12 protein-coding genes are annotated in these 14471 nt (G+C 63.8%); 9 read left to right on the top strand and 3 right to left on the bottom strand.

Translation table 11 applies throughout. The features are described 5' to 3' along the window. The coding region (locus AC1DK4_RS34795) for an AAA family ATPase (RefSeq protein WP_477132082.1) at window positions 1-2792 on the bottom strand (2792 nt) is incomplete at its 3' end. A 601-nt stretch (window positions 2793-3393) separates the two neighbouring features. Between AC1DK4_RS34795 and AC1DK4_RS34790 the strand changes: the two genes are divergently transcribed. From AC1DK4_RS34790 to AC1DK4_RS34780, 3 genes are all read left to right on the top strand, one after another. After that, window positions 3394-4242 carry a helix-turn-helix domain-containing protein gene (locus tag AC1DK4_RS34790; RefSeq protein ID WP_441643549.1) on the top strand — a complete coding sequence of 283 codons (849 nt, stop codon included), beginning with the start codon at window positions 3394-3396 and terminating at the stop codon, window positions 4240-4242. Window positions 4243-4489: 247 nt separating this feature from the next. After that, a complete protein-coding gene (locus AC1DK4_RS34785; protein WP_441622148.1) occupies window positions 4490-4810 on the top strand; it encodes a helix-turn-helix domain-containing protein in 321 nt (106 codons plus the stop codon). Next, entirely contained in the window at window positions 4803-6110 is a 1308-nt protein-coding gene (locus AC1DK4_RS34780) for a HipA domain-containing protein (RefSeq protein ID WP_441622146.1), read from the top strand. Before AC1DK4_RS34785 ends, AC1DK4_RS34780 begins: the two co-directional genes overlap by 8 nt. A 265-nt stretch (window positions 6111-6375) precedes the next feature. Here the strand turns inward: AC1DK4_RS34780 and AC1DK4_RS34775 are convergent, their stop codons facing one another. Then, complete coding sequence (locus AC1DK4_RS34775) at window positions 6376-7293, bottom strand: LysR family transcriptional regulator (protein ID WP_477132081.1); 918 nt, start codon at window positions 7291-7293, stop codon at window positions 6376-6378. 114 nt (window positions 7294-7407) lie between these two features. On the opposite strand from AC1DK4_RS34775, the gene AC1DK4_RS34770 reads away from it, so the two are divergent. Genes AC1DK4_RS34770 through AC1DK4_RS34755 form a run of 4 tightly spaced genes read left to right on the top strand, consistent with a single transcriptional unit; the run spans window position 7408 to window position 11536 of the window. Then, window positions 7408-8292: a TauD/TfdA dioxygenase family protein gene (locus AC1DK4_RS34770; RefSeq protein ID WP_441622142.1), complete on the top strand. Its 885-nt coding sequence runs from the start codon at window positions 7408-7410 to the stop codon at window positions 8290-8292. An 11-nt stretch (window positions 8293-8303) separates the two neighbouring features. Further along, a complete protein-coding gene (locus AC1DK4_RS34765; protein WP_441622140.1) occupies window positions 8304-9458 on the top strand; it encodes a mandelate racemase/muconate lactonizing enzyme family protein in 1155 nt (384 codons plus the stop codon). Between the two features lie 59 nt (window positions 9459-9517). Continuing rightward, window positions 9518-10504: a Bug family tripartite tricarboxylate transporter substrate binding protein gene (locus AC1DK4_RS34760; RefSeq protein WP_477132080.1), complete on the top strand. Its 987-nt coding sequence runs from the start codon at window positions 9518-9520 to the stop codon at window positions 10502-10504. Between the two features lie 39 nt (window positions 10505-10543). Then, window positions 10544-11536, top strand: coding sequence for a Bug family tripartite tricarboxylate transporter substrate binding protein (locus tag AC1DK4_RS34755; RefSeq protein ID WP_441622137.1), 993 nt, complete (start codon window positions 10544-10546; stop codon window positions 11534-11536). A 64-nt stretch (window positions 11537-11600) separates the two neighbouring features. On the opposite strand, the gene AC1DK4_RS34750 is transcribed toward AC1DK4_RS34755, so the two are convergent. Next, window positions 11601-11828 (bottom strand): hypothetical protein, encoded by a 228-nt coding sequence (locus AC1DK4_RS34750; RefSeq protein ID WP_441622136.1) that lies wholly within the window; start codon window positions 11826-11828, stop codon window positions 11601-11603. Between the two features lie 665 nt (window positions 11829-12493). Here AC1DK4_RS34750 and AC1DK4_RS34745 point away from each other — a divergent pair. Together AC1DK4_RS34745 and AC1DK4_RS34740 are read left to right on the top strand one after the other, a co-directional pair. Further along, window positions 12494-13759, top strand: a complete 1266-nt coding sequence (locus AC1DK4_RS34745; RefSeq protein ID WP_441622135.1) for an amidohydrolase — start codon at window positions 12494-12496, stop codon at window positions 13757-13759. Continuing rightward, complete coding sequence (locus AC1DK4_RS34740; RefSeq protein WP_441643548.1) at window positions 13756-14385, top strand: trimeric intracellular cation channel family protein; 630 nt, start codon at window positions 13756-13758, stop codon at window positions 14383-14385. Before AC1DK4_RS34745 ends, AC1DK4_RS34740 begins: the two co-directional genes overlap by 4 nt. Window positions 14386-14471 lie beyond the last annotated feature (86 nt).

The following is a 14471-nucleotide window of genomic DNA, read 5'->3' as shown; positions in this document are numbered from 1 at the left end:
TCCGTAAAGCGCTCGTAGCACGCCGCCAGCCGTGCCAAGGCGGCGGACGTCTCGGACGCTGCCGGCGCGGCTGCCGTCAATCTCGCCAGACTGAGTGCGGCGCGCAACTCCCACGACCTTGCGGACATGGTTTGCGCGGCCTCGATGGCATTGATCAGGCATTCGCGTGCCTCCCGGGGGGAGGCGCCGGCATCGGCAGTCGCGTCGGTCGCGTGTCTGCCCAGCAAGTCGCCCTTCAGCCGCAGCAACTCAGGTAGCCATGCGCGTTCCTCGCCAGACATCGCGCGCTCCAGTCCTTCGTCTACCACGGCCAGGCCGTGATAAATCTCCCCGGCTGCCAGGCAGGCCTCCGCATGCAGGCAGACGATGCCGGAGATGCCGATGGGGGCGAGCGCCTGGCGCTCGCGGATCGCCTGCTCCATGGCATCGAGATCGCGCACGTTGCCGGAGTTCAACGTGCGCACCCAGCCCTGGATCAGGTGACCCTGGGTGTGCCAGAAGCGGAAGCCGTGTGCCTCGCCGATGTCGATTTCGGCAGCCGCCGCGTTGGCGGCAGACTCGGTTTCGCGTCGCATCACGCAGGTGATGCCGAGCCAGTTCAGCGCATTGGCATGCACGAACGGCAAGCCGGTAGCCAGTGCCAGCGTCAGACCTTGCCGGGCCATGGCCAGGGCCTGGTCGGGATATCCAAGCATCCAAAGCGCCCAGGCACGCCCGCCGTGGGCGACCACCGCCGCATCATGGCCCGACAGCGGCTGGCGCAGCCGGGCGCTGGCGCTGTCGTATGCATGGTCGATTTCCGCGAGACAGGTCAGGGCCGATGCCAGCTCCCCCCGGTAGAGGTGCACGAGCCCCTTCGGCCAGAGCGAGTCGGCCAGTAGTGCGGCGTCTTGCTGGTGTCGCGCCGATGCCTCCAGTTCCAGCGCGTACGACTGCGCGCGAGCAAACTGGCAGCGGGCGAGCGCGGCGACGGCCAGGCCATGTCGCACCCTGTCGAGCTGCGCGGGCATGTCCAGACGGTCGATCAGTACGCGCGCCCGCAAGTAGGCAATCTCGAAGTCGGGACTGGCAATGCCGGCGGTCGCGATCAGCGATGGGCCCATCCCGACCTGGATGCGCAATTCATGGGCGTCGCGCTCTGCACTGGCTTGCGTCTGCTCCAGCAGGGACAGTCCCCGGCGGAAGTGCCGCACCGCCTCCGGATGCGCAGGGCGCGCAGAGGCGCGCTCGGCCGCGAGCGTGTAGTAATGCGCGGCACGCGCATAGTTGCCGGTCCGCTCGAGGTGGATGGCCAGTTCGGCGGCCACCTCTTCGACCTGTTCACCGTAGCGGCTCTCGAGATAGCCTGCGATGCGTCGGTGCCAGATCTCCCGCTGGGCCGCCGAACTCCGGTGCAAGCCAATCTGTTGATACAAGGCATGCAGGAAGGCATAGTGCGAGAGGGTAACGCCGGTCGCCTCCTCATCGGTCTCGACCCGGCGCAGATAGCGCTGCACGCGCGCCAGGTTGTCGCAACGGGCGGCGACATCCAATTCGTCGGTCGCCAGCGCGTAGGCGAGGGCCCCACTGTCAAAGTCGATTCCGATCACGCTCGCGGCCTCGATCATCCGTTGCGAGTCGGCATCGAGGCGATCCATGTCGGCTTCGATCAGCTCGCGCAGGCTCTCTGGAACGTGCGCCGTCACTTCCTCGACCGGCACCGCCAGCATCCAGCGGCCAGCCACGTGCCGCACCCGTTCGCGGGCGACCAGATCATTGATCAGCGCGGCAAGGAACAGGGGATTGCCGTCCGCGCAGCAATGCAGTGCTTCAGCCAGGGTCCCGGCCAGGGCAGGATCCGCAAACCGGTGTTCGAGAAGCTGCTTCACGGCGGCGCGGTCCAGGCCACCCGGGCGGAGCACCGTGCAATTGTCGAGCCTGTCGAGTGCGTGCGCGACGTGGCGGATGGGGTGCTCCGTGGCCAGAACGTCGGCGGGCCGATATGTGCCGACAAGAAGCAGGCGGGCCGGCGCCCGCCCGCGCGCCAGCAGGGAGACCAGATCGACCGTGGAGTAATCGCTCCACTGAAGGTCTTCCAGGGCAACGACAAGCAACGTGCTACGGGCGATCACCTCCAGCACCGTGACGAGTTCCCGCAGCATGCGGGCCTGTGTCGTTCCTGCCGTGCGCTGCTGCAAGGCGGACCGCTGGGTCTCGGTCACCAGACCCCCGAGTTGCATCAGCCAGCTTGGTGCATGCTCGGCAAGCAGTTCGGGCAGCCTGTTGTGGTACCCGTCGCGGCAGATGGTGTCCAGGGCCTGCAACAAGGGCAGATATGGCTCGCCTTGCCCATAAAGTTCAATGCACTGGCCGAAGGCGACGACCGCTCCGGGCACGCGCTGGCACTCGGAAAGGAAGCTGTCGAGAAGGACGGTCTTGCCGATGCCGGGTTCGCCGGTGATGAAAACGATCTGCCTCGCGCCCCCAAGGCATCGTTCGAGGCAGGCGTGCAATGCGGCGCGCTCGCGTTCCCGGCCGACCAGCCCTGGAGCGGGCGATTCGCAAACCTCCGGCATGGGTGCACCCGCAGCGGCGGCCTGGACGGCTGTGACTGGGGCGATGAAGCGGTAACCGCGGCGGGGAACTGTCTCGATGAAGGCGGGCGTCGCCGCATTGTCACCCAGTACCTGTCGTAGTTCGCGGATATAGCCCCGCAGCAGGCTTTCACTGACGTGGCAGTGACCCCAGACATTGCGGTGCAGTTCCTCGTGAGTGACGAGGCGGTCCGGATGTTCGAGCAGGTAGGCCAGCATGGCGAACGTCTTGGGCCGGACCTGCAGGAGAGTGGTCCCCCGCCACAGTCGCTCGTCCCCGAGATCGACACGGAATGGCGCAAACGTATAACCCGTAGCCACGATGTCAGCCTCTCACGGAAATGCCACCCAGAACTCACGCATCTTCCACGCGTTCATGTTAGGCGCTCCACGGTCACGCTTCTACGCTGGAATGGAGCCGGTGGTTGATCTGTCGGCGGCGCGGTGGTGCCATGCTGCGATGCGGCAAGCGTGGGCACGCCAGAGGGCATGGAGGAAGTCATGAGTACGGCATGGACAGATTCGCGCCGCGATCGCGGCACTGGCACGGCATGGATGCGCGCGGTACGGCGCATGGCGGTGCGGCACCGCATCGATGGCGCGTGGCGATGCGGTGGCCTGCACCGGATTGCCGCGCTACTGAAGGCGGCCAGGCATGTGCATGCCCCATCCGCATGTCGTGGCAGCCGGATTCGCCATGTACGCTAGTACATTGCGGGCCGGGGGACAGTCAGGGCAAGAGACTGCTTGTGTCGCGGACCATCGAACGAGAGCGCTTAGCTCACCGGCACTGACGGTCGTTGTGCCCGGCACGTCGCGCATGGAGAGCGGCGAAGAAAAGACGCACGGTGCCATCGAGATCGCCATCCCCCTTGCCGGAACCTGCGTCGAGATCCGGTATCAGACGGCTGCCGGACGAACCGCGAGGGCAAGCGTGGGCGGACATCATGTGTCGGTGATCCCGGCGGAGCAGCCGCACGCGGTCTCGTGGAAACGGAATGCCGGCCTGATCGCCCTTTTTCTGTCGCCCGACGTCATGGCGGATGTCGCCGAGACGCGCGGCCTGCGTCACTGGATGGTGTGGGAGAGCTATACGGCGCTTGACATGTTCCTGCGCAGAATCGGCGACTCGCTGCGCGCGGACATTGCCTGCGGGCATCCAGTGCCTTTGCTGTATCTCGACGCAATGGCGCAGGTGCTGGCCGTGCATTTGCTCCAGATGTACGGTTCCGCGCGGAGGGTGCCGGCATGCGCCGATGGCTTGCCCAGGCACGTCTTGAGCCGCGTGATCGACTACATCCAGGCCAATCTGGCCGGTGATGTCAGCCTGGCAGAACTCGCCGGCGTCGCGGCTGTCAGCCCGTCGCATTTCTCGCGACAGTTCAGGCTGGCGACGGGCCTGAGTCCACATCAATACCTGACGCAATGCCGCGTTGAGCGCGTCAGAGAGTTGCTTCTTTGTGGGACGCAGGGGCTCGCCGAGATTGCGCTCGAAGTCGGGTTCGTCAGTCAGAGTCACATGACCTCGGTATTCCGCAAGGCCACCGCCATGACGCCCGCAATTTTTCGCGATGGCACGCGCGATGCCCGGTCGGCGGGAGCACGTGCACGCAAGCCTGTAGCCATGCGGGCAGCGGGTGATCCGGCACATCTGGCCATGCCTGTTTAGTTCGCCGACAAGACAGGTAGTTGCGTTTGTGCTGCTGACTCACCGGACAGCTAGGGGACGCAAACACATGTATTACTAGGATCACTTGCAGAAGCCGGGCGCCCTGGCCGCTTGTGTCACAAAATCTATGTAATTCTATAGATTTTAGCGTGCAGGTGGCGGGCTCTCGAATTATCTGTGCGTTTTAGAAGATTTTTGGCTGGCATCAGGTCGCTGGTGTAAAATCTTTTAAACTGCGGAGATTTTCATGCAAGTGAGAGTGCAAAGTGCCTCCGACATTGGTGCGCTGGTCCGTGCGGCGCGGAAATCTGGCGGCATACGCCAGGACGACGCCGCGGGCAGTATCGGCGTGAGCGAGACGTTCATGGTGCGCGTCGAGAACGGCGCGGAGGGCATCCAATGGGGCAAGTTGTTCCAGGTGCTTGAGGGGTTGGGGATTCACATGCAACTTGATCTCCCCAACGTGACGTCAGAAGCCGTGCAGGTTGAGCGCGTCAAGCTTGCGAACAGGCAGAGCCGTGCGAGTCGATTGAGGGCGGCCCGCGCAGATGAGGGCAGCCATGGCTGAGCGCAGCCTTCTCGCAAGCATCAACGGCCAGAAGGTGGGAAGACTCGATGGGAGTCAGGACATCTGGTCGTTTCAATATGACGAGGCCTGGCTCTCCAATGCGGAAGCCTTCCAACTGAGTCCCGCGCTACCATTGCAGACGCATCGTCAAATCGACGGCGGAACGAACCGGGCGATACAGTGGTTCTTCGACAACCTGTTGCCGGAGGAGGCTCAGCGCTCGCTGATGGCACGCGATGCGGGGATCAAGAATGAAGCTGATGCCTTCGCGCTATTGGCGTATTACGGTTCCGAGTCCGCAGGTTCGCTGACGCTTTTGGGGCAAGGAAAGGATCCAGCGGAACCCGAGCTTCGTGCGTTACCGGATGATGTGCTGGAAGGACGCATTCGTGCGTTGCCACGGGTTCCCCTCACTCACGATGCCCTGAAGAAGATGTCGCTGGCCGGCGCTCAGCACAAGCTTGCCATCGTCGTGCGCGACGCAGCGCTGCTTGAACCGGGCGGTAATGCACCCTCAACCCACATTCTCAAGCCGGACCATCAGGATGCTGACGACTACCCGCATTCTGTCATCAACGAATGGTTCGTGATGTCACTCGCCGCTCAGCTCGGGCTGGCGGTGCCCACGGTGAGCCGGCGGTATGTCCCTTCGCCTGTCTATCTCATTCGCCGGTTTGATCGACAGGAGAAAGAAGGGAACTGGGGGCGGCTGCATAGCATTGATGCCTGCCAGATGCTCAATCTCTCGCGTACGTTCAAGTATGATCAAGGGAGCATTGAGTCGCTGTCACGCCTGGCAAACATGTGCCGATCCCCAGCGCTCGAAAGGCCCCGGCTCTTTGACTGGCTCGTGTTCAACCTGTTAGTCGGAAATGCCGATGCCCACTTGAAGAACCTGAGTTTTCTCGTGTCGGCCAATGGTATCGCGCTAGCTCCGTTCTACGATTTGTTGAGTGAAACGGTCTATTCCACGCGCGCTTTCGACAAGCAACTCTGGCCCGATGTCAGGCTTGCTTGGCCGATTCAGGGGAGGGAGTTTTTTCGCGACATCGACCGCACCGTGATGATCGAAGCTGGCAGGGAACTCGGTTTGACGGCCCGGACGGCTGAGCGCCGGCTCGACGTCCAGCTTCGGTCAATCATGCCGGCAGCGGCGGCGCTCCATGCCCGCGCTGAAGACGAGAACGCTGAACTGTTGAAGCAGCGGCCGGATCTCGCGGCAACCTTCGGCGGCGAAATGCGGTGCCTGCGGGCAATCCAGCACAACATCATTGCCGACATGACTCGGCAACTTGCTTGATCCTCGCAATTCCGGAGGCCACTTCCCCCACCCGCTTGACGCAGAAGGAGATGCGAAACGTTGTCGCGTTCCTGCGCAGCCTATCGGGTCCCGTCATCCTCCGTGGAGCGTCCTGCCCGATAAGACCCGAGAGGGTTGCCTGGTCATTTCGACCGCGCTGCACTCGGGAAGACGGACGCAGGCCCGCCTACCCGGCATCGACTGCTATAAGGTCGACTACGCCGCCGGCGCGCTTCGAAAGAGGGCTCCATTCCACGCGCTCTGCTCAACGGGTATTCCTGCCGCGATTTGCACTAGCGTGCCGCTGTGCAAACTCGGCGCAGAGTTCAAGGAAGCCAGTCGCCGCGGGCGAGGGTGTTCGTCCCTTCAGCGTGAGCGCGGAAATGGTCCGCTGGATCYCGGGTTTGACCACGCGCCGAATGGTCACTTGACCGACCCGGACCAGCGGCAGCAGCGACAGCGGCAGGATTCCCACAGCCAGTCCGTTCGCCACGAAGCCGATAACCGTGCTGGCGTGCTCGACCTCAAACGCTGGCTTCAGCGGATGCCCCTGTTGCAGGTAGGTCGCCTCCATCAGGTGGCGCACGCTGCTGGTGCCCGTCAGCGACACCAGCCGATGCGGCTGCAGCTGCTGCCAGGTGACCGTGCGCGAGCGCGCGAGCGGGTGCTGGTCATGGCACAGGAGCACCAGGCTGTCCTGGAACAACTCGCGCTGGGTCAGGTCATGCTCGCTGCCAGTCGCGGGCGCCAGCGCAAGATCGACCACCCCTTGCCGCACCATCTCCAGCGCCACGTCGGACAGCACGTCGTGCACCTGCACGACCACGGCCGGGTGCACGGCTTCGAAGGCGACGATGACTTCCGGCAGGAACGCCGCCGCCAGCGACGGCGAGGCGGCAATGGCGAGCCGGCCGCGCTTGCCCTCGACGAAATCGCGGATGCCGGCGAACGCGCTGTCAAAATTCTCGAACAGGCCTTCCACGGCGCCGAGCAGTTCGGTGCCCACGGGGGTCAGGGCCACGTGGCGGGTGGTACGGTCGAAAAGCTGCGCGCTAACCTTTTCTTCGAGCTTGCGCACAGTCGCGCTCAGTGCCGGTTGCGACAAGTGCACCTGGCGGGCCGCCTCGCTGAAGCTCAGGGTATGCCCGACCGCCAGGAATGCTTCGAGCTGTCGCAGTGTCACGCGGGATGTCATCGATATATAGCTCCGTTGGATAAATCTATCACATAATGAAATTGGACGGATAAATGCGCGGGCCCTACTGTGGAGTCATTCCTCCCCTCAAAGGACACCGCGATGAACAACGCAGCACTCGCCCTCAGCACCATCGAAGTCATGCCGTCCGGGAAGGCGTTGGGCGCCGACATCATCGGCGTCGATCTCCGCGCCGGGCTTTCCCCTGAACAGATCGACGAGGTGCGCCAAGCCTGGGCCGACCACCTGGTGCTGCGTTTCCGTGGCAATGGCGAGCTGTCGTTGCAGCAACTGGCCGATTTCTCGCGCCTGTTCGGCGAACTGGATCGTGCGCCGGTAGCCAGCCAGAAAATGGGCAAGGACTTCGACTGGCAGCATCCCGAGATCACCGTGATTTCCAATGTCCTGGTGGATGGCAAGCCGGTGGGCGGCCTGGGCTCATACGAGGCCGTGTGGCATTCGGACATGACCTACAATCCGACCCCTCCAAAAGGGAGCGCCCTGTATGCGGTGGAGATCCCGCCCAGCGGAGGCGACACCCATTTCGCCAACATGTACATGGCCTACGATACGCTGCCGGCCGAGCTGAAGGCGCGTGCCGGCCAGCTCCAGTGCGTGCACGACGCCAGCCGCAACAGTGCCGGCGAACTGCGCCGGGGCTTTGCCGACACCACCGATCCGCGCCATACCATCGGCGCCGTGCATCCGGTGGTGCGGACCCATCCGGTCACTGGCAAGCGCTGCCTGTTCCTGGGCCGCCGCCGCAATGCCTGCCTGCCGGGCGTGCCGCTCGAGGAAAGCGAAGCCTTGCTCGATGCGCTATGGGCGCATGCGACCAGGCCGGAGTTCGTGTGGGTCCAGCAGTGGCAGCTGGGCGACGTCATCCTGTGGGACAACCGCTGCACCATGCACCGGCGCGACAGCTTCGACCCGAGCACGCGCCGCCTGATGTACCGTACTCAAATCACCGGCGAAGCCGTGGTATGAGGGGAGCAGCCATGAACGCTATCCCCGGCGCCCCGGAGCGTACCGCGCAGGGCCTCGACGACGCACCGGTTTCTTCGGCCACGATCGACGAGGTCATCGTGCGCCATCTCGAGTTTCCGTTGAAGACGCCTTACCGTCTGTCCTCCGGCGACCTGACGCTGTTCGACCCCATCGTCATCGAGATCCGCGACAGCGAAGGGCGCAGCGGCTGGGGCGAGGCGCTGATCATCCCGGGCTACACCCATGAATCGATGGAAGTCGCCTGGCAGGTCGCCAGCACGCTGGCCGAGCGGATAGTGGGGCTGGGCTTCACTTCCGCCGCAGCTCTTTCCATGGCCTGGCTGCTCCCCAACCCCGGCGTGGTCAGCGCCATCCTGGCAGCCCTCGACATGCTCGGCGGCGAGCCCATGCTGCGGCCCGCGCACGATGTCACCGTGCCGCTGCTGGCGCCGTGCCAGGCGCACGATGCCGCGCAGATCCGGGAAGAGGTCGACAGCCTGGTCGAACAAGGGTTTCGCACGCTGAAGGTCAAGGTGGGATATGCCTGGCAAGACGACCTCGATCGCCTGCAGATCATCCAGGACGCCGTGGGCGACCGCGCCACGCTTCGCCTTGATGCCAATCGCGGCTTCAGCCGCGCGCATGGCATCGCCTTTGCGCAACGGCTGCATCCCGGTGGCATCGAGTTGCTGGAGCAGCCATGTGGCGCGGAGGATTGGGATGACAACGCCGCGGTGGCTGCGGTATCGACGGTGCCGTTGATGCTCGACGAGTCGATCTACGGGCCTGAGCACATCGAGCGCGCGGCCACCATCGCCAACGTCGGCTTCGTCAAACTCAAGCTCAAGAAAGTGGGTAGCGCCGGGATGCTGCGCGATGCGCTGAACCGCATCCGCGAGCTTGGCATGACACCGGTGATGGGCGATGGCGTGTCGATCGAGATCGGCTGCTGGATGGAGGCCTGTGTCGCGGCGCGCACCATCGACAACGCCGGAGAAATGAACGGCTTCCTCAAGGTGCGCGAGCGTCTGTTCGCTAATCCGCTGGTGTTCCAGCACGGCGCCATCCGCATTCCCGCGGGCTACTGGCCGGAGGTGGATCGCCACGTGCTGGCCGTCCATACGCGGGACAGCAAGCCGTTTCGGGCTGCGCGCCGCTACCGTTAGTGCAACGCAACTGGCGTAGTGCCGCACAGACGGCACGCGCCAAGCGTCAGGAGACAACCATGATTCTGAGCCAATGCCGTCGCGCGGCAGCATGCGGCCTGAGCGCCCTGATACTCGCGGCGGGCGCAGCGCCGGCCATCGCCGGCACCTTCCCCGAGCGCCCCGTCAAGCTGGTGGTGGCCGGCCCGCCATCCGGCGGCACGGATTTCCTGGCGCGTCTGCTGGCCGAACGCCTGACGGCGCTCTGGAAGCAGCCGGTGGTGGTGGAGAACCGCGCCGGCGCCTCCGGTCTGATCGGCACCCGCTACGTCCAGTCCGCGGCGCCCGACGGCTACACGCTGATCCTCGGCCACGCAGYCACGCACGCCATCGTGCCGGCCATGCATCACCCCAGCCCCTACGATCCCGTCAAGGACTTCACGCCGATCAGCCTGGTGGCGACCGCGCCCGAAGTGTTGGTGGTGTCGGCCAGCTCGCCGATCCGGTCGCTGAAGGAACTGCTGGCCGCTGCCAAAGCCAGGCCGGGTTCCATCACCTATGGCTCGCCCGGCATCGGGCTGCCGCAGCACCTGCTGGGGCACCGCATGGCGCAGCTGGCCGGCGTGGACATGCGCCATGTGCCATATCGCGGCAGCAACCCTGCACTGACCGACCTGATCGGCGGCCAGATCAGCGCCATGGTGGTGACCAGCGGGGCCGTGGTGCCGTTCATCAAGGAAGGGCGGGTCCGGGCCCTGGCGGTGAATTCCCCGCAGCGCTCGCCGCTGCTGCCCGATGTCCCTACCTTTGGCGAACAGGGCATGCCCGAGCTGCAACAGATTGGATGGTTCGGGGTATTTGCTCCGGCGAAGCTCCCGGCAGAGCTTGTGGGCGTGCTCAATGCGGGCATTGTGCAAGTTCTTGCCGCGCCGGACGTGCGCACGAAGATCAAGGCACTATATGTAGATCCCGAAGGCGATACGCCGGAGCAGTTCGCCGCCTTCCACCGCGAAGAGGTGCGCAAATGGGCGCAGATTGTCCAGCAGTGCGGTGTACGGGCGGAATAGCGTCGGGCGCACAGCCCGGGTAACGGGATGGAGACAACCATGAAGCATGCAATATCGTGGGTGGCGGCATTGGTTACGTCGTTCGCCACTGTGCCGCTGCTGGCGCAACCGGTGCCGGCGCAGGCCGATGCCGGCTACCCGAGCAAGCCCATCCAGCTGGTGGTGGCTTATCCGCCGGGCGGCGGCACGGACATCCTGGCCCGCGTGGTCGGGGCCGAACTGCAGAAGGCACTGGGACAGCCGGTCGTGGTGGTCAATCGCGGCGGCGCGTCCGGCGCGATCGGCACCGAGTTTGCCGCGCGCGCCGCGCCCGACGGCTATACCCTGCTGCTGGCCACGGCCAACGTCACGATCTCGCCGGCGGTCGATGCCAGGACGCGCTTCAACCCGACTCGCGATTTCGTGCCGGTGACGCTGCTGTCGGATTCACCGTTCGTGCTGGTATCGAATGCCAGCTTTGCACCGAAGACGATCGCCGAGTTGCTGGCCTATTCGAAGGCGCATCCCGGGGCGGTCAACTACGCGTCGACGGGAGTGGGCTCGCCGCAGCAACTGGCGACTGAACTGCTCAAGAAGAAAGCGGGGCTCGACTGGACACACGTGCCGTACCAGGGTGGCGGGCCGGCCATGGCCGACCTGATGGCAGGCCAGGTGCAGGTCATGTTCAGCAACGTGCTGCCGGTGCTGCCCTACATCAGAAGCGGCAAGGTGAGGGCGCTTGCCGTGACTACGCAGGAGCCGCTACCGGCGCTGTCAAAGGTCCCGACCATGATCCAGGAAGGGCAGCAGGACTTCGTGGTCAGCTTCTGGTCCGGCGTGATGGCGCCAGCCGGCACGCCTGGCGCCATCGTTGCCAAGCTGAACGATGCCTTGCTCAAGATCATGCAGCTTCCCGCGGTGCGCGAGCGGCTCGCGCGCGAGGGCAGCATCGTGACACCGATGACCAGCGCGAAGTTCGCCGAGTTCATCGCGGAGGATGCCGCACGTTGGCGGCAAGTCGCCCAGGTCACCGGCGTGCGCGCGGAGCGCTGAGTCGCTTCGCTGTGTCGTTTATCCGGAGCGGCGGCGCGGGCGTACGTCCTGACAGCCGGGACAGCTAGGCCCTGATCACCGCGACGCTGAACGCGCCGTGGTCCAGCGCATCCGCAATGGCATCGCAGGCGTGCTGGAAAAAACCGTAATAGGTGCCGCGCCCGTTTACCACGATCCGGAACAGGATGAATGTCCGGCGGGGTTCGGGATCGGCTTCCGATCTATTCCGGGGTATGGAAGGGGTGCCCTTCGCAAGGTCATGACCGGCATTGAAAGTCGCAATCCAATGCATTGTGCCTCCTCGAACGGGAACCCCTGCTTACTCTGCCAAGACACCGTGATATCCGTACCGCGCGCACGTGTCTTGACGCCGTGAAGTCTGATGTATCGGTTGTAGCCTTCCCCCTTCACCCCCGTCGCTGCGTGAATCGCGATGAATCAGTCCCCTGAGAAAATCATACTCTCAGGCACGTACCGAACCATTATCCAGATGGATTAGTGCGCCGCAGCGCCGATCTCACGTCTTCTCGTATTGCAAGGGCAGCCGCCAGCCTGAAGAATGAGCTAATGGATGAGGGGAGCTGAAATCCTGGACTCTGCCGCGCATTCTTCTCCGAATTCGTCACCGATCTTGTAGCAAGGCGTTCCGTAATATCGAAACCTGTCTATCGGCGTCCAGGTAATTCAAGAACTCGTGCGTCTCCGAACTCAGGCGGGACCTTGAACACATTTGAGCGGGTCGCGTCCAGTCCGCGACATGGTCCATCGCGAACCTTGAACTGGTGCACCGTGGACTTTCGCTGGCTGGTACCGGTGAGTGGCGACGGCATGGATGTATTGCGGCTGGTACATAGCCCGCATCGCAGCATTCTCATCAGCCGACGGAGCACATCTCGGAGCGGCACTCATGGCGGTGAGATCACGCATACACTGAAGAACTACGTCGGGAGATTCTCCATGAACGCACTCGTCCAGGCCTTGGCAAGCAGCAGTGACAAGTTGCGGTCGGAACTCGAGACGATCTACAAGGATCTCCATCAGCATCCGGAACTTTCCATGCAAGAGGTCCGCACCGCCAAGGTCGCGGCGGACTATATCGAAGCACTCGGTTACCAGGTGGCGCGCGGGGTGGGCATGACCGGTGTCGTCGGCGTGTTGCGCAACGGGCCGGGCGCGACGGTGATGCTCCGCGCGGACATGGATGCGTTGCCCATGGCCGAAAATACCGGCTTGCCTTATGCGAGTACAGTCAAGGCCACAGATGACGAGGGCGTGGTGGTCGACGTGGCCCACTCCTGCGGGCATGACATGCACGTGACGTGGCTGCTAGGCGCTTCCCGCATCCTTGCAGAGCACCGGGACGCCTGGAAGGGTACGGTCATGGTGGTATTTCAGCCGGGGGAAGAGGTGGCGGCCGGCGCCAGCAGCATGGTCAAGGACTGGCAGGAGGCAAGCTTGCCCAGGCCGGACATCATTTTGGGTCAGCATGTCATGGTGGGCGCGAGCGGCACGGTGAGTTACCGCCCCGGGATTATCCTGTCGGCGGGCGATAGCCTGAAGATCAGGCTATTCGGTCGCGGCTCCCACGGTTCTCAGCCTCAGACTGCCATCGACCCGGTCATCATGGCCGCCTCCACAACGCTGCGCCTGCAGACCATCGTCTCGCGTGAGATCTCGCCCATGGAAAATGCGGTGCTGACCATTGGGGCGCTGCAAGCGGGGACCAAGGAAAACATCATTCCAGACGAAGCCACGATAAAGCTCAATATGCGCACGTTCGATGAAGACGTGCGCGAGTACATGCTGGCGTCTATCAGGCGGATTTGCTGTGCCGAGTGCGATGCGTCGAATGCCGAGCGGGCCCCCGAGTTCACCACGCTCAGTTCGTATCCGCTTACCGAAAACGATGTTGCCGCCACGGGTAGCGTCGCTGACCTTTTCAAGGCTCAGTTTGGCGACAATGCCTACGAAGCATCACCGGCATCGGCCAGTGAAGACTTCAGCGTCTTTGGTCGCACCTGGAACGTGCCATACGTGTTCTGGTTTGTCGGCGGGACCGACCCGGACGTTTATGCGCAAGCCAAGGCGGCCAAGCAGATCAACAAGATACCGAGCAATCATTCCCCCAAGTTTGCACCGGTCATTCATCCTACGCTGGAGACGGGCATGCAGGCGTTGCTTACGGCGGCCTCTGCCTGGCTTTGCGCATCTCAAGGGGCATGATGGAACACGGTCTTTTTGTCTCGGTTGACCTGTTCGGCACCTTCGCATTCGCAGTCAGCGGCGCACTCGCAGCCGAGCAAAGGCGTCTCGACCTGTTTGGCATTGTAGCCATCAGCTATCTGACAGCTTGTGGCGGTGGCGTCGTTCGAGACCTGTGCCTTGGTTCTTTGCCACCGGCCGGCATCTCGGATTGGCGTTACCTTGCCACCTCGGGATTAGCCTCGATCATGGCGATCTGGGCGCGTCCCATCATTGACCACCTTAAGCATCCAATCGTCTTCTTTGACTCGCTGGGCCTGGGTTTCTTCGCGGTCATTGGTGCACACAAGGCGCTGCAGTTTGGCCACAACATCGAAGTTGCCATCATTCTCGGCATGGTGACTGCTGTCGGCGGTGGATTAGCACGGGATGTGGTCCTCAATCGCGTGCCGATCATCCTGCATAAGGAGATCTATGCGCTCGCGGCCCTGATCGGCGCATCCATCCAGGTTCTGGGACAAGTCATGGAGTGGAGGGTGGCAGTCACCCCTTGGTTCGCTGCGTCGATATGCTTTGCGATCCGCCTTCTCGCATTGCGCTATTCTTGGAGTCTGCCTGTGGTCCGCCGAGGCAACGTAGCGCAATAGGTGCATGACGGTGCATCGTCCGCTGCGCGTCCGGTCGATGCACGCGCGCCCGCCCCGGTGAGTGTCCCGCCCTGGAGGCGTTCGCT

The sequence above is a fragment of the Cupriavidus sp. 05N38 genome (assembly GCF_056397345.1).
The sequence above is the reverse complement of the archived record's forward strand: the minus strand, read 5'-3'. Positions and strand labels throughout refer to the sequence as shown.